This is a genomic window from Hydrobacter penzbergensis (genome assembly GCF_900106985.1).
Lineage (GTDB): Bacteria > Bacteroidota > Bacteroidia > Chitinophagales > Chitinophagaceae > Sediminibacterium > Sediminibacterium magnilacihabitans.
The window spans coordinates 19228-41849 of record NZ_FNNO01000021.1; the positions used below are offsets into that span (position 1 = coordinate 19228).

The window sequence follows — 22622 nt, forward strand, 5'->3', positions numbered from 1 at the left end:
TGCTAACAACAATTAATCGTTAGATAGATGTCTAAAATAAACGTAAATAAGGTGAAAGCCGGTGGCGATATGGAACTCAAAGAAAAAGTAGTTGCCATTAACCGCGTGGTGAAAACCACCAAAGGTGGTCGTACTTTCAGCTTCTCAGCCCTGGTGGTGGTAGGAAATGAAAACGGAATCGTTGGACAAGGCCTGGGTAAAGCCAAAGAAGTGCAGGAAGCCATCACAAAAGGTATTGAAGATGCCAAGAAGAACCTGGTAAAAGTACCCGTGATGCACGGAACCATTCCTCACGACCAGTGGGCGAAAGAAGGTGCAGCCAAGGTATTGATCAAGCCGGCAGCTCATGGTGCGGGTGTGATCGCAGGAGGCAGCATGCGTGCCGTACTGGAAAGTGCAGGTATCACAGACGTACTGGCAAAGAGCCTGGGTTCTGCAAACCCGCACAACGTGGTAAAAGCTACTATCAAAGCACTGGGCCTGTTAAGGGAGCCGGTAGCAGTGGCCAAGCAACGCACAGTGAAGCTGAGCAAAGTATTTAACGGATAAATCAACCTCTTTGGGATATGAAAAAGATTAAGATCACACAGGTAAAAAGCGGCATCGACAGATCGGAACGCCAGAAACAAACACTGGTTGCTTTGGGCCTGAATAAGCTGAACGCTTCAAAAGAAGTGGAAGCTACTCCGCAGATACTGGGCATGGTTAATAAAGTTAACCACCTGGTAAAAGTAGAAGAAGTAAAATAACAATTACACAATTGCTCGATGGCTCATTCCTTTTAGCCCCATGTTTCAACATGGGGAATAAGAAAAGCCCATTGAGCAATTGAGGCATTAAATAAAATCGCGAGGGGTGATTCCCCGTAAAGTTCAAAATCAACACAAAATGAAATTACACACGCTCAAGCCCGCAGAAGGCGCAACACACAGGGAAAAACGTTTAGGACGTGGTGAAGCATCCGGTAAAGGTGGTACTTCAACAAAAGGTAACAAAGGTGGACAAAGCCGTGCAGGTTATAAAAGCAAAATGGCACACGAAGGTGGTCAGATGCCTATCCAGCGCCGTATCCCCAAACGCGGATTCAAGAATAACAACCGCGTTGAATTCAAAGTATTCAACCTGGGTCAGATCGAGCAACTGGCAGAAAAATACGGTTTTACAGAAGTCTCACTGGAAAATCTCTATATCAATGGCTTGATCAGCCGTACCGACAAAGTAAAGGTATTGGCCAATGGTGAACTGAAAGCAAAACTCAGTTTCAAAGTAAACGCTGCAAGCGAAAAAGCAAAATCTGCTATTGAAGCTGCAGGCGGAAGCCTTGAAATTGTAAAGTAATTTTACCGTAATTTGCCAGGCGCATCGGAAGGTGCGTCTTTTGGCTTTCAAGTATTAACGCTTTCAACAGATTCAAGTGAAAAAATTATTGCAGACATTAAAGAATATCTGGGCCATTGAAGACCTGCGTAACAAGATCGTTGTTACCCTGGCACTGGTACTCACTTACCGTTTCGGCAACCACATCGTATTGCCGGGCCTCGATCCGAACGGGATCGAAGCTGCACAAAAAGCGGCCAAAAGCACAGGATTGCTGGGTATCTTCGATATGTTCGCCGGTGGTGGTTTCTCCCAGGCCTCCATATTGGCATTGGGTATCATGCCCTATATCTCCGCTTCTATCTTCATGCAGTTGATGACCATCCTGGTTCCGCAACTGCAGAAAGTTCAGAAAGAAGGAGAGAGCGGCCGTAAAAAGATCAACCAATGGACCCGCTACCTTACTGTAATCGTAACCCTGTTCCAGGCCGGCGCTTATGTGGCTTACCTGAACAGCCCCGGATACGCAGAAGCCATCCTGCCTGCTTATAAACCTTTCTTCTGGTTCTCTACCGTAGTAACCCTCACAGCAGGTACCCTGTTCGTGATGTGGCTGGGTGAGAAGATCCAGGACAAAGGATTGGGTAATGGTACTTCCATCATTATCATGGTGGGTATCCTTTCGAGGTTTCCCCAATCGGTGATACAGGAGTTCAGCGCCAAAGGCGAAAGAGGTGGTGGCGGATTGCTGGTGTTCCTCATAGAGATCGCCATCCTCATTACCATCATCATGGGACTGATCATCCTCGTACAGGGTGTTCGCAAAATACCTGTAAATTATGCCAAGCAGATCATCGGTAACCGCCAGTTCGGTGGCGCCCGCCAGTTCCTGCCGGTAAAAGTGAACAGTGCAGGTGTAATGCCCATCATCTTTGCACAGGCCATCATGTTCCTGCCTACATTGGTTTCATTCACCAATATCGATTCGGCACAAGGCATTGTAAAAATATTCAACGACCACAGCAACGCATGGTACATGGTTATTTATGCGGTGATGGTGATCGGATTCACGTTCCTGTACACTGCTTTGATCTTTAACCCCAAGCAGATCGCAGAAGACCTGAAGAGGAACAATGGATTCATACCCGGTGTGAAACCCGGACAGCCCACAGCAGATTATATCGGATCCATCATGGATAAGATCACCCTGCCCGGCGCTATCTTCCTGGCTTTCGTAGGTATCCTGCCCGGCTTTGCACAAAGGCTGCATGTTACACAGGGCTTCAGCACTTTCTTCGGAGGTACTTCACTGCTTATCATGGTAGGTGTGATCCTCGATACGCTTCAGCAGATCGAAACACATTTGCTCATGCGCCAGTACGACGGCCTCATGAAAGGCGGTCGCGTGCAGGGCAGGCAGACAGTTTCTACCACTACTATTTAAGATTTAAGAAAATAATAGCGAACTTTGCGAACCTGCCTTATTTGGCAGGTTCTTTTTTTTGAATGACGAGAAGAAATAACATGATGATCCATAAAACAGAAGCAGAAGTCGCTTTGATGAAAGAATCAGCTACGCTGGTCAGCAAAACGTTGACGGAAGTGGCCAAAGTACTGAAACCGGGTATGACTACCTTGCAGATCGACGAGATCTGCGCTACTTTCGTGAAAGACCATAAAGCCATCGCCTCTTTTTATAATTACCGCGGGTATCCTTATTCTGTGTGCACTTCAGTGAACGATGTAGTGGTACACGGTTTTCCCAATAACACGCCTTTGAAAGACGGCGATATTGTTTCAGTAGATATGGGTGTGATATTGAATGGCTGGCATGGAGATCATGCCTATACTTTTATACTGGGCGAAGTGAGCGCAGAAGTACTGCAACTCGTGCGCGTAACCAAAGAATCTTTATACAAAGGGATAGAAAAAGCCGTTGCCAATAACCGTATAGGAGATATCGCTTATGCCATACAGGAGCATACCGAAAAAAAATACGGATATGGTGTGGTGCGCGAACTCGTAGGGCACGGTCTCGGCAAGGACCTGCACGAAGACCCGCAAGTGCCCAATTACGGCAAGCGTGGCAACGGTCCCCGTATGAAAGAAAACCTCGTACTTGCTATTGAGCCCATGATCAATATGGGCACCAAAGATGTATATACAGAAGATGACGGATGGACGGTAAAAACACAAGACGGCAAACCTTCGGTTCATTTTGAACACGATGTTTGTGTGAAGAGAGATAAAGCCCTGATCTTATCTGATTACAGCATCATCGAAGCAGCTGAAAAAGCAAATCCCAACCTGAATACCAGCTATTATTAAACCCCATTTAGTAGTCATAGGCGGAGGCGCCGCAGGTTTTTTCTGCGCGGTGAATGCGGCCCGCATGAATCCGGCGCTGAAAGTAACCCTGCTGGAAAAAACCAACAAACTGCTTTCCAAAGTAAAGGTCAGCGGAGGCGGGCGATGCAATACCACGCATGCCTGTTTTGAAATACCGGGGTTGGTGAAGAAATACCCTCGAGGGCAAAACTTCCTAAAAAAAACATTTCACTGGTTCTATACACAAGATACCATTCAGTGGTTTGCCGAACGGGGTGTGGCATTGAAGACCGAAGCCGATGGAAGAATGTTCCCGGTAACCGATCAATCACAATCCATCATCGACTGCCTGCTGCGCGAAGCGGACCGTTATGGAGTGGAAATCCGCATGCACACAGAAGTAACAATGGTGGATCCATTGGAAAAGGGTTTCCTGCTTAATACGAACCGCGAACAGTTTGGGGCCGATTTTGTTTGTGTGGCAACGGGCGGCTATCCTAAATCTGCCATGTTTCAATGGTTGCGTGCACTCGGACATAGTATTGAAGAACCGGTTCCTTCACTTTTTACCTTCAACATGCCGGGCAATCCCATTACTGCGCTGATGGGGGTGAGCGTTGATAGAGCACTCGTAAAAATAACCGGTACCCGGCTGGCAGAAGAGGGGCCGTTGCTGATCACGCATTGGGGCATGAGCGGCCCGGCCATCCTGCGCTTGTCGGCCTGGGGCGCGCGCGAATTGGCCGAACGCAACTACAGATTTACTTTATTGGTCAATTGGATGCCTGAATATCATGAGCAAAGCTTACGGGAGGCATGGGCCTTCATCCGCAACGAACATGCTGCACAGAGGATAGGTAATAAAAATCCGTTTGGCTTGCCCGGGCGTCTATGGCTTTTCCTGCTTACTGCGAGTGGCATCCAACCAGATCTGCGCTGGTCGGACCTACCTGCAAAAGAACAAAACCAGTTGATGAAGCACCTGACTGCACATGTATTCGAAGTACAGGGAAAAACAACTTTCAAAGAAGAATTCGTGACCTGCGGGGGTGTTCGTCTGGCCGAGATCGATGCCAATACCATGCAGAGCCGCCTGCGGCCTGGACTGTTCTTTGCCGGGGAAGTGATGGATGTAGATGGTATTACCGGTGGTTTTAATTTTCAGCATGCCTGGACCAGCGGGTGGATAGCGGCAACAGCCATTGCAAAATAAAAATGCCGCCAGGGATACAGGCGGCATTCTCTATTTGGGGAGAATTTCGCTGAGGGCTATGCTGCTTTTTTCTTAGTCTTATCTTCTTTATTCTCTTTGAAACGCTTGTCGGGAGTACCGTCCTTTTTGGTATGTCCGGGAGCAGCTACTTCTTTTCCCTTGTTTTCTTTATAGCGCATGTCAGGAGTACCGTCTTTTTTGGTGTGTGCAGGAGCTGCTGCTTCTTTTCCTTTGTTTTCTTTATAGCGCATATCGGGTGTGCCATCGGCCTTGGTATGGCCAGGCGCTTTGGCAGTAGCGGCAGTTTTTTCTTTCGCCTTGTCGTCTTTTTTGGTCTGGGCAACAGCAACAGATGCCATACCAACGAAAACCAGCATGGCCAGGAGGAGTTTTTTCATAGTAGCTTTAATTTTAGATTAGGGTTTAAAATGCTAAGTAAGATAAGGAAAAAAGCAGCATTCAAAATCATAAATTTTAATGCCTCAAGTATCCTGTAGTCAATGAGTTAGCTAAAAACTTCCATTTCCAGCTTTTTTTTATGTAACTTTGCCGCCCCGAATAAAAGCATCGGGATATTTGATATGAACTTGATTAACAAACAATTAAACGCAGATGCACAGGAGAATGCAGCCGCCTCAGAGGCAGCAGTTCCTACTGCGACAACAAATGCACCTGTAGAAGCGCCTGTTGTAGAAACAGCGCATGATGATTTCGACTGGAGCATCGACAAACGCAATGTGAGTCATTATGCTGAAGCCGACCGCGTAAAGTACGACAAAGTGTACGACAACACTTTTGTTCAGATCGAAGATGGTGAGATCGTGAGAGGTGGCGTAGTAGCCCTGACTAAAACAGATGTTGTGATCAACATCGGTTTTAAAAGTGACGGACTGGTATCACTGAACGAATTCCGCGACATCCAGGGCCTGAAAATTGGCGATGAGGTGGAAGTGATGGTGGTTGAAAAAGAAGACCGCAACGGTAACCTGCACCTGAGCCGCAAGTCAGCACGTATCTTCCGCGCATGGGAGAGGATCGTTGAAGTACATAAGACCGGTGAAGTGATCACCGGTACTGTTACCAGCAAAACCAAAGGTGGTCTGATCGTGGATGTATTCGGCATGGAAACCTTCCTGCCCGGTTCACAGATCGACGTTAAACCTGTTACCGATTATGATCAGTTTGTAGGAAAGACCATGGAGTTCAAAGTGGTGAAGATCAACGAAGCCATCAAGAACGCCGTAGTATCTCACAAAGCCCTGATCGAAAGCGATATCGAAGCACAGCGTGCAGAGATCATGAGTAAACTCGAAAAAGGCCAGGTACTGGAAGGTGTGGTGAAGAACATCACCGATTTCGGTGCGTTCATGGACCTCGGAGGTCTCGACGGTCTGCTCTACATCACCGATATTTCATGGGGCCGTATCTCTCACCCGAGCGAAGTGGTGAAGATGGACCAGAAACTGCAGGTGGTGGTACTGGATTTCGACGACGACAAAAAACGTATCAGCCTGGGTCTGAAACAACTGACTCCGCATCCTTGGGATGTGCTGCCTGAAGGACTGGCAGAAGGTTCTGTAGTAAAAGGTAAAGTGGTGAACATCGAAGATTACGGTGCATTCCTGGAAATCCAGCCCGGCGTAGAAGGCCTGGTGCACGTATCTGAGATCACCTGGGCGAATACGCCTATCAACGCGAAGGAATTCTTCAAGTTGGGAGATGAATACGAAGCCAAAGTGGTTACCCTCGATAAAGATGCACGCAAGATGAGCCTGAGCATCAAACAAATGAGCCAGGATCCATGGAATACCATCGAAACCAAATTCCCCGAAGGAAGCAAACACAAAGGACTGGTGAAGAACATCACGCCTTACGGTGTGTTCGTTGAACTCGAGCCCGGTATCGGCGGTATGATCCACATCAGCGACCTCAGCTGGCTGAAGCGTTTCGCTCATCCTACAGACTATACCAAAGTAGGTGAGACCATCGACGTGATCATCCTGAGCATCGATAAAGAGAACCGCAAATTGCAGCTCGGACATAAACAACTCGAAGAAGATCCCTGGAATGCCCTCGAAGATACTTTCGCAGTAGGCACACTCCATGAAGGAACTGTTACCCGCAAGGACGAAAAAGGAGCCCTGGTACAGTTGCCCTACGGTCTGGAAGGTTTTGCCCCTAACCGCCACCTGAACAAAGAAGATGGCAAGCAAGTGCAGGCCGACGAAACAGCCCAGTTCATGGTGATCGAGTTCGACCGTAACGAAAAACGCATTGTATTGAGCCATGCCCGTATCTGGGAACAGCACATAGCAGAAGAGAAGGAAGCGGCTAAGAAAGAAGCCAGAGTTGAGTCTGACAAGACCAAGAAAGCTGTGAAGACTATCCAGAACAAGGTAGAAAAAGCCACCCTGGGCGACCTGGGTGCCCTGGCAGAGATCAAAGCCAAATTGCAGGAAGGAGAAGGCGGCGAAAACAAATAACCGTCTTCGTTGTAATAGTGAAAAAAAGGTTCCGATACCTATCGGGACCTTTTTTGCTGCCAGACTCCTGGCAATCAGCTTTTTAGCTAATTCTTAACGACCCGTGCCACCAAACCTGAACGGGGCTTTATAAATTGCCCGTAAATAACTAATTTTGCCAACTTGTATGAATAGGACCCCTCTGTTACTGGCATTTGTATTGTTGCTGAGCGCATGCTCCAATAAGTTCTCCAAGATCTTTAAGAGCAAAGATTATGAGTATAAATCCAAAATGGCGGAACAGTATTATGCCAATAAGGACTATAGTCATGCAACGCAGCTCTTTGAAGATGTTTTTCCTTATGTAAAGGGAACTGCCCGCTATGAGGACATGTATTATAAATACGCGTATTCTTATTACTACGATAAGGATTACCTCAATGCAGAAAACCTCTTCAAAAACTTTGTAGAGAATTTCCCTACGAGCAACAAGAGCGAAGAATGTGATTACATGCGCGCGTATTGCTATTTTAAACAATCGCCCAAAACAGATCTGGATCAAACCAATACCAACAAGACCATGCAGCTGATGCAGGTCTTCATCAATACACACCCCAATTCTGCGCGTGTGAAAGATGCGTCTGAGATCATAGACAAGTGCAGGGCTAAACTGGAGGAAAAAGATTTCAAAGCAGCGCAACTGTATTATAACCTCGGTTATTACAAAGCAGCAGCCATCGCTTTTGCCAATGTATCGGATAATTTCCCCGATTCTAAAAAAGCAGATGAATATAAATACCAGACCATCCGGTCGTACTACAAATACGCTCAGATGAGCTATGAAGAAAAACAAAAAGAGCGTTACGAGAAAGTGATATCGGAGTGCAGAGATTTTACTGATCGGTTTACCGATAGCAAATTCTCGGAAGAAGTAAACAAGTACAAAACACATTCAAATAACTTTTTAAACAACCTCAAAAATGAGCAAGCTAAGAAGGCAAATGAGCGCTAATACCGCCAGTGTTGTAGAAACCAAAAGCCTTGTGGAGATCAAATCCAAAACGGGTAACCTGTATGAATCCATTGCCATCATTGCCAGGAGGGCTAACCAGATCAATATCTCCCTGAGAGAAGAACTGCACAATAAACTGGAAGAATTCGCCAGCCATACAGACAGCCTGGAAGAGATACACGAGAACAAAGAACAGATCGAAATATCCAGGGCGTATGAAAAAATGCCCAATCCTGCCATACTGGCTACTCAGGAATTCATGGAGAACAAAGTGTATTACAGGAGAAACAACGATAACGACCTGTTCAGATAAGATAAATCTTTCTGAAATGCATTGAACGACAGTTATTATGACTGTCGTTTTTTGTTATTTTGAGGTACAATAGCAGCTATGCTCAAGGGTAAAAAAATATTGATCGGCGTTACGGGCAGCATTGCAGCCTACAAAGCCATATTACTTGTTCGCCTGCTGGTAAAAGCAGGAGCGGAAGTAAAAGTGGTGATGACGCCTGCCGCCAAAACATTTGTATCACCCGTAGTGCTTTCTACGCTTTCCAAAAACCATGTTATAACAGAACTGGTGGAAGGTGAAGATTGGTCTAACCACGTGATGCTGGGCCGATGGGCCGATGTGTTCGTATTGGCCCCGCTGAGTTGCAATACCCTGGCCAAGATGGCGCAGGGGCTTTGCGACAATGCTTTGTTGGCGGTGTATTTATCCGCTACCTGTCCTGTTGTACTGGCCCCCGCCATGGACGAAGACATGTGGCACCATCCCGCTACCCGGCGCAATATGGAATTGCTGGTGAAAGACGGCAACCACATTATCAATGTGGAAAAAGGAGAGCTTGCCAGCGGGTTGTATGGCGATGGAAGGATGGCAGAGCCCGAGACCATTGTAGCATACCTGGCAGAACACCTGTTGCGCAGTAAAACATTGAAAGGCAAAAAAGCGCTGGTATCTGCCGGTCCCACTTACGAAGCGATTGACCCGGTACGTTTCATCGGTAATCATTCATCCGGTAAAATGGGATTTGCCATTGCAGAAGCTTTGTACATGCAGGGTGCCGAGGTAACCCTTGTTACAGGACCTACACACCAGCAAACAGCTTATGCCGGTATCCATGTAGTACCGGTAGTGTCGGCCGGGGATATGTATGATGCCTGTATGGCTGCATCTCCCGATGCGGCGGTGATCGTAATGACAGCGGCTGTGGCCGATTACAGGCCGGTGTCGGTTGCCAGCAATAAGATCAAAAAGAATGCTGCGGACTGGGAATTGAAGCTGACCAAAAATGAAGACATATTGCTGGCATTGGGTAAGCAAAAAAAAGCGGGACAATTCATTGCGGGCTTTGCACTGGAAACCAATAATGAACGGGAACACGCACTGGCCAAACTGCAAACAAAGAATGCCGATATGATCGTGCTCAATTCGCTGAACGATGAAGCGGCAGGCTTTGGAGTGGATACCAACCAGGTAACCATCCTGCATCGCTCCGGCGAAGAAAAAAAGATCGGACTGCAATCGAAAAAAGCAGTGGCGGAAGAGATCGTATCCTTCATCATAACACATGTTCATGCGAAACCATAAGACAGGGTGGATGATAATGTTCGCTTGCCTGTTGTGCCTGCAGCAGGCTTCGGCACAGGAATTACAGGCAAGGGTGTCGGTGATTGCGGCGCGTGTTAATTCTACGGTAGACAGGAAAATATTCACTACCCTGCAAAACCAGATCACTACACTGCTCAACAGCCGCAAGTGGACCAATGATGTATTCAGGGAAACTGAAAAAATAGAATGCAGTTTCATCCTCAATATAGAAAATGTACCAGAGCCCAATGTGTACAAAGCCACACTCACGGTGCAGGCGGCAAGGCCAGTGTATAATTCCACTTACCAGGCAGCGCTGGTGAATTATATAGACCCCGAAGTAACATTCCGATATGTGGAATTTCAACCGGTGGAGTTCAATGAGAACAGGGTGCAGGGAACAGATGCTTCAATTGCCAACCTCACGGCTGTCTTTGCTTATTATGCGTATACGATACTGGGACTCGACTACGACTCTTTTTCTCCCAAAGGAGGAGAGCAGTATTACCGCAAAGCGCAACAGATCGTAACCAATGCGCCTGAAGGCAAGAACATCAGCGGCTGGCGTCTTTTCGATGGGGTTCGCAACCGTTACTGGCTGAATGAAAACCTCATCAACAACCGGTACAATATCATGCACGATGTGATCTATGCTTATTACCGTTCCGGGTTCGACAACCTGTACGACAAAGAAAAAGAAGCGAGAACCAATATATTACAGTCGTTGATACAACTGGATGCTTTCAATAAAGAAAACCCCAATACCATGATCCTGCAATTTTTCCTGCAGGGCAAATACCTGGAACTGATCGGCGTTTTCAAAAAAGGTACGCCGGAAGAAAGAACAAAAGCCATAGAATTGTTGAGTGCATTGGATATTGTCAATGCCACGCATTATAAACAGGAATTGCAATGAAGAAATACGGGGTGATGCAACTGATCGGATGCCTGGCGCTGTTGCTGGCGGGCTGTTCGGATAATAAACCGAAAGTGATACCTGTGAACACCATGAAAAAAGTGGTGTGGGATATGATGAAAGCCGATGAGTTGTTTGCCAGGGAACGTTTGAAAGATTCAACAATGCAAAAGAACCGCGAAGACATCCGTTTGTACGAGCAGGTATTCTCAATACACCATATCACCCGCGAACAATTTTACCATAGCTACCGTTATTATGAAGCACATCCGGTGCAGCTCAAAGAATTACTGGATTCGGTAGAAAGTCTTTCTACAAAAGAACAACAAGAGCTGTCGAAGAAGCGTGCCATACCATAGCGGTTAAACAGTATCTTTGGTTGTTAACGATTGCGCTATGAACAAGGTCTATGCAAATGCAGACGAAGCCATTTTTGATATCCGCGACGGAGCTACCATTATGCTCGGCGGTTTTGGTCTGAACGGGATCCCGGAAAATTCTATTGCAGCATTGGTGAAAAAAAAAGTAACCGGACTTACCTGTATTTCCAATAATGCAGGGGTGGATGATTTTGGTCTGGGCCTGCTGTTGAAAACAAAGCAGATCAAAAAAATGATGAGTAGCTATGTGGGCGAAAATGCAGAATTCGAAAGGCAACTGCTCAGCGGAGAATTAGAAGTGGACCTGATTCCGCAGGGAACCCTGGCTACCCGCATACAAATGGCCGGCATGGGCATCCCCGCGTTTTATACACCTGCCGGTTATGGCACGGAAGTAGCCGCAGGAAAAGAAGTGAGGGAATTCAATGGCAAAATGTACCTGATGGAACATGCACTGCATGCGTCTTTTGCCATTGTCAAAGCCTGGAAAGGCGATGCGCAAGGTAACCTGGTATTCAGGAAAGCAACCAGGAATTTTTCTACTTCAATGGCCAAAGCGGGTGATATTACTATTGCCGAAGTAGAAGAGCTGGTACAGCCCGGCGAACTGGATCCCGATCATATTCATGTGGCGGGAGTATATGTGCACCGCATTTTCCAGGGAAGTCATTATGAAAAAAGAATAGAACGCAAGACGGTTCAGATACAAGGATGAAAAATCAACATTCAAAAACGATTGAGCATGGCGCTTGATAAATTCCATATTGCCAAACGGATTGCACAGGAGTTGAAAGACGGAATGTATGTGAACCTGGGCATTGGCATACCCACACTGGTTTCTAATTTTATTCCCGAAGGTATCACCGTGATCCTGCAAAGTGAAAACGGTATCCTGGGCATGGGACCTTATCCTTCAGAAGCAGCTATTGATGCCGATCTCATCAACGCCGGCAAAGAAACAGTTACAGTAATACCAGGCGGCGCATTTTTTGACAGCGCCGAAAGTTTTGGAATGATCCGTGCAGGTAAAATAGACCTTACTGTATTGGGTGCAATGGAAGTGAGCGACAGCGGTGATATTGCCAACTGGAAAATTCCCGGTAAAATGGTAAAAGGAATGGGCGGTGCGATGGACCTGGTGGCCAGTGCACAAAACATCATCGTAGCCATGATGCATACGAACCCGAAAGGAGAAAGCAAGTTGCTGCCACAATGCCAACTGCCGCTCACCGGTGTAAAATGTGTAAAGAAAGTAGTAACGGAACTGGCCGTGCTGGATATTACCCCGGATGGATTTTTATTGAAAGAAAGAGCGCCGGGTGTAACAGTTGAAGAAATTGTTTCGAAGACTGCAGGTCGTTTAGTAGTACCCGATCATGTTCCTGAAATGAAGTTATAGTTCAGACCGATTTGCTAACTTGCATATCAAATCAATGTTATGAATATACAAGTTGGACAAAAAGCACCGGATTTCGCATTGTACGATTCGGATAAGAACAAAGTATCGTTATCGGATTTCAAAGACAAGAACGTGTTGGTATTGTTCTTCCCGCTGGCTTTCACAAGCACCTGCACTGCAGAATTGTGTAATATCAGGGATAATATTGCACTCTATAATAATTCAAATGCACAGGTATTGGGTATATCGATTGACTCACTCTTTGTATTGGGTAAATTCAAAGCCGAGCAAAACCTGAACTTCCCGTTACTGAGCGATTTTAATAAAGAAGCCGCGAGCGCTTATGGAGTACTCTATGAAACTTTCCCCGCATTTGAAATGCATGGCGTTAGCAAAAGGGCCGCTTTCCTCATAGACAAAACAGGTACGGTTCAGTATGCCGAAGTATGTGCAAAGCCTTCAGATCTTCCTTCTTTTGAAGGTATACAACAGGCGCTGGCGAAGCTGGATTGAGTTGTCAACTAACAACTTAAATTACGCCATTGATCAATTAAATATGGTTTTTAGCATAGTTTTTGCTACTTTAGTAATAGACTCAGATCATGAAGAAACTCAACACAGTTGTTTTACTGGTAATGGCGTTCTTTGGCAGCAGTTTCATTGCTGACAAAGAACAGTCGTCTTTTGAGTTCACTGATGTTCAGGCGAAAATCATTCGCTTTTATCCCAACCCGGCTACTACCGTCATTAGTTTTGAGTTCGACAAATCGGTTGATAAATCCTACTCATTACAGATATACAATTTCATTGGCAAGAAAATGACCGAGATCAGGGTTAACGAGAGTAAGATCACCATCCCGCTCGACGATAACTATTTCCGCGGTCTATACATCTACCAGTTACGGGATGCCAATAGCAGGATCGTGGAATCGGGTAAGTTCCAGGTGAATAAGTAATCAACCCAACCGATGATCGTTCAGGAAACCTCCACAATCAAAAACTTCAGGTAATTCGTATTCTCCACACCCCATATAATTGGGTGATCGCTGGCCTGGGCCTGAAAGGTAACCTGCCTTATCTTTTTACGGGCGTCTTTGGCCGCCATTTCAATGGTTTGCAGGAAGAGGTCGGGCTGCACCAGGTTGGTACAACTGGAAGTGACCAGGAATCCGCCGTTTTTGACCAGCTTCATACCCCTGAGGTTGATCTCTTTATAACCGGTGATCGCTTTCTGTATCTGTTCGCGGCTCTTGGTGAACGCGGGCGGATCGAGCATGACCACATCGTACTGGCGGCCTTCCTTTCCCCATTGCTTCAGCACATCGAAAGCATTCATGGCTTCGAAGCGGCAGATGTTGTCGAGTCCGTTCAGCGCGGCATTGCGGTTGGCCTGCGCTACGGCATTTTCAGAGATGTCGAGTCCGAGTACCGACTTCGCCCCATAATGGGCGGCATGTATCTCAAAAGTGCCAGTGTAAGTAAATGCACCCAATACATCAGCGCCTTTTACAATATGTTGGATGGCACGGCGGTTATCCTGCTGGTCGAGGAAATAGCCGGTCTTTTGCCCGTTTTCAATGTCTACATGAAATTTCAGCCCGTTTTCGTTGATGATGATACTGGTGTCGAAAGGGGCCGATAAAAATCCTTTTTGTTGTTTTAATCCCTCCAGTTCCCGCACGGGCACATCATTCCGCTCATAAATGCCTTTGGGGGAGAAGATGGATTGCAGGGCCTGCACAATGGCCGGTTTCCAGCATTCCATCCCAAAAGAAAGGGTCTGGAGTACAAAATAGTCGTTGAATTTATCGATCACCAGGGCGGGCAGTTCATCGGCCTCACCAAATACCAGCCGGCAGTTTTCAACATATCCCAACTTTTGCCTGTACAACCATGCACGGGCTATCCTGTCGTGGAAAAACTGCTCATCGATGACTTCCTGCCGGTTCCGCGTCAGGAGGCGTACCAGTATCTGTGACTGGGGATTGATATAGCCGCGGCCGGCGAATTTCCCGTCACTGTAAGAAACTTCCACAATGTCACCCGCTTTTACTTCACCTGCCACCCGGTCTACCTCGTTGCGGAATATCCAGGGATGCCCGCCGGCAATGCGGGGAGTGATTTTTTTCTTCAAATAAACCTTTACCATGGCCGCAAAGATAGGGCCGGGAAGGGGTTATGATTGCCGCCGGATTCCTGTCATTTTTTCCTTTTCTTTGCTCCGGCAACATTTTTGACAATAGTTGCGGCATAACGTAATCATACTATGGAAGAGCAAGAAATGACGCAAAAAACGGAATCTGCCGAAAAAGACAACAGATTGGATATCAATACTGACGAAAATGCAGCCGGCACTTCACACCTGAATGAGCCGGTAGAGGACGAGAATGCAACGGAGAAGCTGGAAACCGCCCTGCAGGAGCAGAAAGACAAATACCTGCGCCTGATGGCCGAATTCGACAATTTCCGTAGAAGAACAGCCAAAGAGCGGTTGGAACTGATCCAGACTGCCGGAAAAGACGTGATATTGTCCCTGCTGGATGTGCTGGACGATTGCGACAGGGCTGAGAAACAGTTACTGGCCAATGAAGACCTCGTTGCACAAAAAGAGGGTATTATGCTGGTATTTAATAAACTTCGCAGCACCCTGCAGGCAAAAGGGGTAAAACCCATGGAAAGCATCCATCAGGACTTCGACGTGGAAAAACACGAGGCCATTACAGAAATCCCCGCGCCTGCTGAAGAGCTCAAAGGCAAAGTGATCGATGAAGTGATGAAAGGCTATTATATGAATGATAAGATCATCCGCTTTGCGAAAGTGGTGGTAGGAAAATAGAATTGCAATGACAAAAAGAGATTATTACGAAATCCTGGGCGTTGGTAAAACTGCTTCAGCCGATGAGATCAAGAAAGCTTATCGGAAGGTGGCTATGCAATTTCATCCCGACCGCAACCCGGGTGATAAAGCTGCAGAAGAGAAATTCAAAGAAGCAGCCGAAGCTTATGAAGTGTTGAGTGATGCTGATAAGAAAGCAAAATACGACCGGTTCGGACATGCAGCATTTGCACCCGGATCGGGCGGTGGAGGCGCACATTACGGCGGCATGAATATGGAAGACATTTTCAGTCAGTTCGGAGATGTATTCAGTGAGGATGTGTTCGGAAGTTTCTTCGGAGGTGCCGGCAGGAGCAGGGGAGGCGGAGGCCGTTCGGCAAGAGGCGTGAGGGGTTCCAACCTGCGCATCAAAATGAAACTCACTTACGAAGAGATAGCCAAAGGGGTTACCAAGCACGTGAAAGTGAAAAAGCATGTTACCTGTAATACCTGTGGCGGCAGCGGTGCCAAAGACCAGAGCAGTGTGCAAACCTGTAAGACCTGCGGCGGAACCGGGCAGATACGAAAAGTAACCAACACATTCCTGGGGCAGATGCAAACGGTAACTACTTGTCCAACTTGTAATGGCGAAGGCACTACCGTAACCGCTAAATGCGGTACCTGTAAAGGAGAGGGAAGGGTATACGGCGAAGAGACCATCAGCATAGACATACCGGCGGGCGTACAGGAAGGCATGCAATTGAGCATGAGTGGAAAAGGAAATGCAGGAGAGCGTGGAGGTGCACCGGGTGATCTGATCATACAGATAGAAGAGGAAGCGCATCCGGAATTGCAGCGCGACGGACTCAACGTGGCATACGACCTGCATATTTCATTCTCGGATGCGGCATTTGGTACCCAGTTGGAAGTGCCTACCATTGACGGCAGGGCTAAAATAAAGATACCGGCAGGTACACAGAGCGGAAAAATATTCCGGTTGAAAGGAAAAGGATTTCCGGAAGTGCAGGGATACAGTCGCGGTGATCAGTTGATACAAGTAAATGTATGGACTCCGCAACAACTTACCGATGAAGAAAAAGCAATGCTGGAGAAGCTCGGCAGGAGCGAGAACTTCAAACCGCAGCCCGGCAAGAGCGATAAAAGTTTTTTTGACAGGGTACGCGAAGCTTTCAATTAAAACACTTCGTCATCCCGAGCGAGCGAAGCGAGTCGAGGGATCTGCTAAAGATTTTATGAGGTCCTTCGACTCGCTTCGCTCGCTCAGGATGACGATTAAGCGAACCATTTAATAAACAGCGAAATAAGTGCGTAAATGCAAGTAGCAACAAACACTCCTTTCGCTGTTTTGTCTTTCCGCCGGTTGATATAGAATGTAAAGACCACTGCGTTTGCCATCAGTGAAATGCTGATGATGGCCGTGAGCAGTGATTTCTGCGCCATTAATACTTCAAAGAAATCTTTAAGAGAAAAAAGCCGGAACCGCACCAGGTAATAACCAAAAAGTCCCGCAACAGGAGCAATGAATCCGAGCGCCAGGCCTAATTTTAAGTTGTCTTTCTTGAGCATCAGAATTTCCAGTTTGTTTCCAGTTTCTTTTTGAGTTCATAGTGGGTGAGATCGAACTGTACGGGAACCACACTCACATAATTATTCTTGAGCGCCCATACATCGGTGTCTTTGCCTTTGTCGAAGTTGAGGAATTCACCGGTGAGCCAGTAATATTTTTTACCGTGCGGGTCTTTGCGCTCATCGAATTCCTCTTCGTATTTGGCGTAAGCCTGCCGGCACACTTTTACTCCTTTGATCAGTTTTTCAGTAACGGCGGGGAAATTAACGTTGAGGCAAAGGTGTTTATCGTGCTGTTTACCGTTCAATACTTTTTCAACGATCATACGGGCGTATCGCTGGGATGCCGAAAAATCGGCTTCGATGCTGTAATCGAGCAGGCTGAAGCCAATACTGGGGATGCTTTCAATGGCTGCTTCCAGTGCGGCAGACATGGTACCAGAATAGATCACGTTGATGGAATGATTGGCGCCGTGGTTGATGCCGCTGATACAGAGATCGGGTTTGCGGTGTATAATTTTATCAACTGCCAGCTTTACACAGTCAACCGGTGTGCCGCTGCAACTATAAGCTTCTATATCTCCGAACTGGTTCACTTTCTGCAGGCGCAGCGGATGACCAATGGTGATGGCGTGCCCCATACCACTCTGCGGCTTATCAGGAGCCACTACTACTACTTTACCTAATCCTACTACAGATTCTACCAATGCCCGGATACCGGGTGCCGCAATGCCATCGTCGTTGGTAACCAATATGATGGGAAGGGATGACTTCGAACGCGTTTTTTTAACCATGCTGTAAAGATAAGCAAGAGCAATATCAACTACATTTATAATGGAAGCATTGTGGTTGGTATACCCAAAGATTTGCTGGTCACTTTTACTTACCTTATGAGAACTGTTGGCGCTGCAAAAAAGAAAGTAGGGGAACAGCCTGTCCACATTTTAAATTTTAAAAAAAAGTCGCAGAAAATTTTGGCAAAGCTAAAAATATTAGTATTTTGCACTAAATCAGTTAGCTATGTCAAACGCCGGAAAGAATTTACGCTACCTGCGCAAGCTGCGTGGCTGGACACAGGAAGAGTTTGCCAATAAACTCAAGATCAAAAGATCGCTGGTAGGCGCTTATGAAGAAGAACGTGCTGAGCCGCGCCTGGAAGTAATGGAAGTGGTCTGCAATATTTTCAAGCTGGGTTTGGAAGACCTTTTATTCAAAGACCTGGCCGAGCCGCAGGGTGCCAGCTATTTGGAGAAGAGAAGGCAGCTTAAGATGGTTTCAGAAGTTACCCAGATCAGCTTTGTGCCGGTGAAGGCGGCGGCGGGCTATATGACCGGTTATGCTGATCCGGAATTTTTAGATGAGCTGAATACATTTACCCTGCCTATGCTGGCTCCCGGACAGTATCGTGCTTTTGAAATCATTGGAGACAGTATGTTGCCCACCCCCAGTGGTAGCGTAATTGTAGGAGAGAAGGTGGATGACCTGGAAGAAGTGAAGAACAGTAATACTTATGTAGTGCTTTCAAAAAATGATGGCGTGGTGTATAAGCGCATCATGAAGAATAACCGCCTCCGGAACAAGCTTACCCTCATCAGCGATAATCCGCAATACGAACCTTACAACGTGAGTACGGAAGATGTGCTGGAAGTTTGGAAAGCGGTGTACATCATGCAAAAAGCCAATACCACGCCGCGTTGGGATGTGAATCAACTGGCCGGTATGGTTAATAATCTCCAGGAGCAGGTGAGTACGCTCAAACGAAAGCTCAACTGATTGAATAGCTCGATGGTTCAATACGCAATGGCTTAATGCAGAGGAGATTCTTCAGAGATTGAAGATGTCTTTTGCAGCTTTGAAAGTATTGCAATGCGCTGTTACAATAGCTTTGATATCGGGGGAATAGCCACCACCCATGGCTACGGTTACAGGGATATTTCTTTTTTTGAGTTCGGTGAATACCAGTTCGTCCCGCTTCTTACAGCCATCGATACTTACTTTCAGTTTACCGAATTTGTCTGTGTCCAGTATGTCTACGCCCGATAAAAAGAAAGCGAAATCGGGTTGCACTTTTTCCAGCAGTACAGGCAGGGTATGAGACAATATTTGCAGGTATTCCTGTTCACCGGTACCGTCTTTTAAAGGAATGTCGAGGTCTGATTGTTCTTTGTGGAAAGGATAATTGTGCTGGCCATGCATGCTGAAAGTAAATACACGAGGTTCTTTCTCAAATAATTTAGCTGTTCCATTACCCTGGTGTACATCGAGATCGATGATCAATATTTGACTGGCCAGTTGGTGATGCAGCAAATAATTAGCAGCAATAGCCATATCATTCAGTAAACAAAAACCTTCACTCCGGTCGGCGAAAGCGTGGTGCGTTCCGCCGGCCACATTCAATGCAACACCATACTGCCTGGCATAACGGCAACAATCAATGGTGCCCTGTGCTATGATCAACTCCCGTTGCGTAAGGGCAGGCGATTGAGGGAAGCCGATCTTTCTTTGCTCTGAAGCGGAGAGTGTTTGATGCAACAGTTTTTCCAAGTACGCTTTCTGGTGTGTCAGCAACACGGTGTCTTCGTTACAGGCAAATGGTTCGAAGAGGTTTTCCTTTGCGATCACTCCTTCATGCAATAATTGCGCGGGAATGAGTTCGTATTTAAGCATAGGAAAACGATGCCCCTCAGGTAAGGGATGTGCATACAAAGGAGCATAGGCAATGTACAACATCGATCAGTTCAACGATTTTAGCTGTCCGCCTGCCTTGCGGATAAAATACAATTTCTTGTTTTCCAGGTAATCGGGTAACAGATGTTCTTTGCTCAAACGAATGGGTTGAAAGTCGAAGTCGTTGAATAAATGAAAATCTTTATCGGAAAGATGATTGATCAGACCATTGTTGTGCCTGAGCAATAATTTACCAAAATGATAAAGGGCTTCAAAGCCTTTGAAAGCCATATCGCTGGGCCTTGCCTGGAATCTCGCCCTGTATTTGGTAACCAATTGCTGTCCTGTTTTGTCCTTACGCAGGTAATTATAAGTGAAAGGAGTAGAGTATACGATCTCGGTATTCATCCGGTCCAATTCTTTTAATGCATCCCAGGTAGGCATCCCGATGGCTACAGAAGGGAAGTTTTTCGATTCATCCAATGCCCTTACCAGGTTAACACCGAATGCTTCATTCAGGGTACCGCAGATCACAATGTTTTGCTTTGTACTGTCGAGATAACCCGTCACCTGTTTCACGTTAAAAGTATCGGGCAGTTCAACAGTTTTGATCCTGAGCGGAACACCGGCTGTTTGCTGGCTTGCAGTGTTGAACTCGGACTGGATCATGTCTTCAAACAGGCCCTTTCTCCTGAACATGACCATGCTGTTGGTAGGATATATTCTTTGCAGGTAATGATACAGGCCGGCACAGTGTGTAGGCAGTGTGGGATTTACCAGTACAAAGAATGGATTGGCAGTAATGCCACCATCGTTGGGATAGGTGGCGGAAATAAGCGGGATGTTTTTATTGAGCGCAAAATCGGCCAGGAGCTTGATCTCGTTGCGTGTATTGAAAGAAGCGATGAGCAGCGATACCCCGTTCAGCTCCGGTTTTAGCAGCACTTGTGGCAACGGTTGGGTTAAGCTTTTGCTGTCGTAAAATAATACTTCCAGTTGCGCGTGTTCGGCTTGCAGGGAATCTATGGCCAATAACACACCATTGTAAAAATCGAGGCCTGGCAACATATAGCGCGGGAGGCTGTTGGTATTGCTCAGTTTGTAGTCGTTGCCTTTGAAAGCAGAATCGAGGTACACGGGGGCGAACACAGCAATCTTCAAAGGCTGCCGTATAGCAGTATCCTGGGCAATCGCCGAAAAAAGAAAACAACAGTAACAGGTAAACAGACAAGCATACTTTTTCCAATAGTGCATACCGTCATATTTGCTTCAATGTACTAAAAAAACTATTCCCATTCAATTGTAGCCGGCGGCTTACTGCTGATATCGTATACTACCCGGTTGATACCCCTTACATTGTTGATGATCTCATTCGAAATATGGGCCAGGAATTCATAAGGGAGGTGTGCCCAGTCGGCCGTCATGCCATCCACTGAAGTAACGGCGCGAAGTGCAACAGTATATTCATAGGTTCTTTCATCACCCATCACACCCACACTTTTCACAGGTAATAAAATAGTGCCGGCCTGCCATACGGTACTATAAAGGTTGTGCTTTTTCAGTTCCTGTATATAAATATCATCTGCGGCTTGCAGAAGTTGCACTTTCTCTTCGGTTACTTCACCCAGGATGCGGATTGCAAGACCCGGTCCGGGGAAAGGATGGCGGTTGATCATATCGGCAGGTATACCCAGTTCCAATCCCACTTTCCTTACCTCATCCTTGAACAGGAAACGCAACGGCTCTACCAGTTCAAGGTGCATGGTATCAGGTAAGCCTCCTACATTGTGGTGCGATTTGATGGTTTGCGAAGGGCCATGCACACTTACACTTTCAATAACATCGGGATAAATAGTGCCTTGCCCCAGGAATTTCACCCCTGCTATCTGTTGAGATTCTTCCTGGAATACATCGATGAACAATTTTCCGATCACTTTGCGCTTGGCTTCGGGATCGGTTTTACCCTTCAACTCGCCATAAAACAATCCTTTGGCGTCAACGCCTTTTACATTCAAACCCAACTGGCGATAAGTATGCAGCACTTTTTCAAACTCATCTTTGCGTAATACACCGTTGTCAACGAAAATGCCGTGCAACCTGTCGCCAATGGCTTTGTGTATCAGGGTGGCAGCTACGGTACTGTCAACCCCGCCGCTGAGCGCCATGATCACCTGATGATCGCCGATCTGTTGTTTGAGATGGGCTACGGTTTCAGTCACGAAAGAAGCGGGTGTCCAATCCTGCTTACAACCGCAGATCTGTACCAGGAAATTCTTCAATACCTTCTTGCCTTCTGTGGAATGATATACTTCGGGGTGAAACTGAATGCCGTAGAGCGGATGGGTATCGTTGCCGGTTTTGCGGAAAGCGGCAACAGGAATGCTTTCCGTTGTAGCCAGTATTTCAAAACCTTCCGGAAGCGCTACAATGGAATCGCTGTGACTCATCCATACCTGGGAACCGTCGCTGATGTCTTTCAGCAACACATCGTCTTTCTGGCGTTGCAGCCTGGCGCGGCCGTATTCCCGTTTGTTCGATTTGTCAACCCTTCCGCCAAAACACTTCGCCGTTAGCTGGGCGCCATAGCAAATACCCAGTACCGGCAGGCGCTGTATAAAAGCGGCAATATCTACCGCAGGCGCTTTTTCTTCGTTCACACTGAAAGGAGAGCCGCTGAGGATAATGCCTTTTAACCCGTCTTCAAATGTAAAAGACTGGTGATAAGGTATGATCTCACAATAAACATTGGCTTCTCTTACCGCGCGGGCTATTAACTGGGTATACTGACTTCCGAAGTCGAGGATGAGTATCTTTTCCGTCATGGCTGCGAAGGTATTGAAATTTCACGGGCCTTAACTGATCAATGGTCACAAATGCACAGGAACGGTAGGACAGGGTCTTTTCTTTTGGCTATCTTTAATTTCAAACAAAT

The 22622-nt window shown here is 46.7% G+C and carries 26 protein-coding genes; 19 read left to right on the forward strand and 7 right to left on the reverse strand.

The annotated features are described in order from the left end of the window. Nucleotides 1-27 precede the first annotated feature (27 nt). The 6 genes from rpsE to BLU98_RS16390 all read left to right on the forward strand — a co-directional run bounded on the left by rpsE (nucleotide 28) and on the right by BLU98_RS16390 (nucleotide 4858). A complete protein-coding gene (gene rpsE / locus BLU98_RS16365; RefSeq protein ID WP_026770702.1) occupies nucleotides 28-549 on the forward strand; it encodes a 30S ribosomal protein S5 in 522 nt (173 codons plus the stop codon). A gap of 17 nt (nucleotides 550-566) precedes the next feature. After that, complete coding sequence (gene rpmD / locus BLU98_RS16370; RefSeq protein ID WP_026773476.1) at nucleotides 567-749, forward strand: 50S ribosomal protein L30; 183 nt, start codon at nucleotides 567-569, stop codon at nucleotides 747-749. Nucleotides 750-888: 139 nt separating this feature from the next. Further along, on the forward strand, nucleotides 889-1338 hold the full coding sequence (rplO, locus tag BLU98_RS16375; RefSeq protein WP_092726874.1) for a 50S ribosomal protein L15: 450 nt from the start codon (nucleotides 889-891) through the stop codon (nucleotides 1336-1338). 76 nt (nucleotides 1339-1414) lie between these two features. Beyond that, the gene (secY, locus tag BLU98_RS16380) at nucleotides 1415-2761 is read left to right on the forward strand and encodes a preprotein translocase subunit SecY (RefSeq protein ID WP_092726876.1); all 1347 of its coding nucleotides are present in this window, start codon (nucleotides 1415-1417) and stop codon (nucleotides 2759-2761) included. Between the two features lie 62 nt (nucleotides 2762-2823). Further along, nucleotides 2824-3645 carry a type I methionyl aminopeptidase gene (gene map, locus BLU98_RS16385; RefSeq protein ID WP_257575068.1) on the forward strand — a complete coding sequence of 274 codons (822 nt, stop codon included), beginning with the start codon at nucleotides 2824-2826 and terminating at the stop codon, nucleotides 3643-3645. Between the two features lie 64 nt (nucleotides 3646-3709). Continuing rightward, complete coding sequence (locus BLU98_RS16390) at nucleotides 3710-4858, forward strand: BaiN/RdsA family NAD(P)/FAD-dependent oxidoreductase (RefSeq protein WP_371937964.1); 1149 nt, start codon at nucleotides 3710-3712, stop codon at nucleotides 4856-4858. A 56-nt stretch (nucleotides 4859-4914) separates the two neighbouring features. Here BLU98_RS16390 and BLU98_RS16395 read toward each other — a convergent pair whose 3' ends face one another. Further along, the gene (locus BLU98_RS16395) at nucleotides 4915-5256 is read right to left on the reverse strand and encodes a hypothetical protein (RefSeq protein WP_092726881.1); all 342 of its coding nucleotides are present in this window, start codon (nucleotides 5254-5256) and stop codon (nucleotides 4915-4917) included. A 183-nt stretch (nucleotides 5257-5439) separates the two neighbouring features. Between BLU98_RS16395 and rpsA the strand changes: the two genes are divergently transcribed. From rpsA to BLU98_RS16445, 10 genes are all read left to right on the forward strand, one after another. Beyond that, complete coding sequence (gene rpsA, locus BLU98_RS16400; RefSeq protein WP_092726884.1) at nucleotides 5440-7341, forward strand: 30S ribosomal protein S1; 1902 nt, start codon at nucleotides 5440-5442, stop codon at nucleotides 7339-7341. A 166-nt stretch (nucleotides 7342-7507) separates the two neighbouring features. Next, complete coding sequence (locus BLU98_RS16405) at nucleotides 7508-8332, forward strand: outer membrane protein assembly factor BamD (RefSeq protein ID WP_092726888.1); 825 nt, start codon at nucleotides 7508-7510, stop codon at nucleotides 8330-8332. Next, nucleotides 8301-8645 (forward strand): DNA-directed RNA polymerase subunit omega, encoded by a 345-nt coding sequence (locus BLU98_RS16410; protein WP_037326783.1) that lies wholly within the window; start codon nucleotides 8301-8303, stop codon nucleotides 8643-8645. Before BLU98_RS16405 ends, BLU98_RS16410 begins: the two co-directional genes overlap by 32 nt. A 78-nt stretch (nucleotides 8646-8723) precedes the next feature. Continuing rightward, a complete protein-coding gene (gene coaBC, locus BLU98_RS16415; protein WP_092726890.1) occupies nucleotides 8724-9926 on the forward strand; it encodes a bifunctional phosphopantothenoylcysteine decarboxylase/phosphopantothenate--cysteine ligase CoaBC in 1203 nt (400 codons plus the stop codon). Further along, on the forward strand, nucleotides 9913-10842 hold the full coding sequence (porD, locus tag BLU98_RS16420) for a type IX secretion system protein PorD (protein WP_257575069.1): 930 nt from the start codon (nucleotides 9913-9915) through the stop codon (nucleotides 10840-10842). The genes coaBC and porD overlap by 14 nt, the downstream gene beginning before the upstream one ends. Continuing rightward, a complete protein-coding gene (locus BLU98_RS16425) occupies nucleotides 10839-11201 on the forward strand; it encodes a DUF4296 domain-containing protein (protein ID WP_092726897.1) in 363 nt (120 codons plus the stop codon). Before porD ends, BLU98_RS16425 begins: the two co-directional genes overlap by 4 nt. A 37-nt stretch (nucleotides 11202-11238) precedes the next feature. After that, complete coding sequence (locus tag BLU98_RS16430; RefSeq protein WP_026770689.1) at nucleotides 11239-11937, forward strand: CoA transferase subunit A; 699 nt, start codon at nucleotides 11239-11241, stop codon at nucleotides 11935-11937. Between the two features lie 27 nt (nucleotides 11938-11964). Further along, on the forward strand, nucleotides 11965-12621 hold the full coding sequence (locus tag BLU98_RS16435; protein WP_092726899.1) for a 3-oxoacid CoA-transferase subunit B: 657 nt from the start codon (nucleotides 11965-11967) through the stop codon (nucleotides 12619-12621). Between the two features lie 39 nt (nucleotides 12622-12660). After that, nucleotides 12661-13134 carry a redoxin domain-containing protein gene (locus tag BLU98_RS16440; RefSeq protein ID WP_092726900.1) on the forward strand — a complete coding sequence of 158 codons (474 nt, stop codon included), beginning with the start codon at nucleotides 12661-12663 and terminating at the stop codon, nucleotides 13132-13134. Nucleotides 13135-13223: 89 nt separating this feature from the next. Beyond that, entirely contained in the window at nucleotides 13224-13577 is a 354-nt protein-coding gene (locus BLU98_RS16445) for a T9SS type A sorting domain-containing protein (protein ID WP_092726901.1), read from the forward strand. Between the two features lie 20 nt (nucleotides 13578-13597). Here the strand turns inward: BLU98_RS16445 and BLU98_RS16450 are convergent, their stop codons facing one another. Further along, nucleotides 13598-14770 (reverse strand): class I SAM-dependent rRNA methyltransferase, encoded by a 1173-nt coding sequence (locus BLU98_RS16450; RefSeq protein WP_092726902.1) that lies wholly within the window; start codon nucleotides 14768-14770, stop codon nucleotides 13598-13600. Nucleotides 14771-14887: 117 nt separating this feature from the next. Between BLU98_RS16450 and BLU98_RS16455 the strand changes: the two genes are divergently transcribed. Next, nucleotides 14888-15457 carry a nucleotide exchange factor GrpE gene (locus tag BLU98_RS16455; RefSeq protein WP_257575070.1) on the forward strand — a complete coding sequence of 190 codons (570 nt, stop codon included), beginning with the start codon at nucleotides 14888-14890 and terminating at the stop codon, nucleotides 15455-15457. A 7-nt stretch (nucleotides 15458-15464) separates the two neighbouring features. Beyond that, the gene (gene dnaJ, locus BLU98_RS16460) at nucleotides 15465-16634 is read left to right on the forward strand and encodes a molecular chaperone DnaJ (RefSeq protein ID WP_092726903.1); all 1170 of its coding nucleotides are present in this window, start codon (nucleotides 15465-15467) and stop codon (nucleotides 16632-16634) included. Between the two features lie 95 nt (nucleotides 16635-16729). On the opposite strand, the gene BLU98_RS16465 is transcribed toward dnaJ, so the two are convergent. Together BLU98_RS16465 and surE are read right to left on the reverse strand one after the other, a co-directional pair. Further along, nucleotides 16730-17023: a hypothetical protein gene (locus BLU98_RS16465; RefSeq protein ID WP_092726904.1), complete on the reverse strand. Its 294-nt coding sequence runs from the start codon at nucleotides 17021-17023 to the stop codon at nucleotides 16730-16732. After that, the gene (surE, locus tag BLU98_RS16470) at nucleotides 17023-17964 is read right to left on the reverse strand and encodes a 5'/3'-nucleotidase SurE (RefSeq protein WP_257575071.1); all 942 of its coding nucleotides are present in this window, start codon (nucleotides 17962-17964) and stop codon (nucleotides 17023-17025) included. The genes BLU98_RS16465 and surE overlap by 1 nt, the downstream gene beginning before the upstream one ends. Nucleotides 17965-18043: 79 nt before the next feature. Here surE and BLU98_RS16475 point away from each other — a divergent pair, with 79 nt between their 5' ends. Further along, the gene (locus tag BLU98_RS16475) at nucleotides 18044-18796 is read left to right on the forward strand and encodes a LexA family transcriptional regulator (RefSeq protein ID WP_092726905.1); all 753 of its coding nucleotides are present in this window, start codon (nucleotides 18044-18046) and stop codon (nucleotides 18794-18796) included. A gap of 51 nt (nucleotides 18797-18847) precedes the next feature. Here the strand turns inward: BLU98_RS16475 and BLU98_RS16480 are convergent, their stop codons facing one another. Genes BLU98_RS16480 through guaA form a run of 3 tightly spaced genes read right to left on the reverse strand, consistent with a single transcriptional unit; the run spans nucleotide 18848 to nucleotide 22512 of the window. Further along, a complete protein-coding gene (locus BLU98_RS16480; RefSeq protein WP_092726906.1) occupies nucleotides 18848-19753 on the reverse strand; it encodes a histone deacetylase family protein in 906 nt (301 codons plus the stop codon). Between the two features lie 3 nt (nucleotides 19754-19756). Further along, the gene (locus BLU98_RS16485; protein ID WP_092726907.1) at nucleotides 19757-20944 is read right to left on the reverse strand and encodes a hypothetical protein; all 1188 of its coding nucleotides are present in this window, start codon (nucleotides 20942-20944) and stop codon (nucleotides 19757-19759) included. Between the two features lie 32 nt (nucleotides 20945-20976). Then, on the reverse strand, nucleotides 20977-22512 hold the full coding sequence (gene guaA, locus BLU98_RS16490; protein WP_092726908.1) for a glutamine-hydrolyzing GMP synthase: 1536 nt from the start codon (nucleotides 22510-22512) through the stop codon (nucleotides 20977-20979). Nucleotides 22513-22622: the final 110 nt, after the last annotated feature.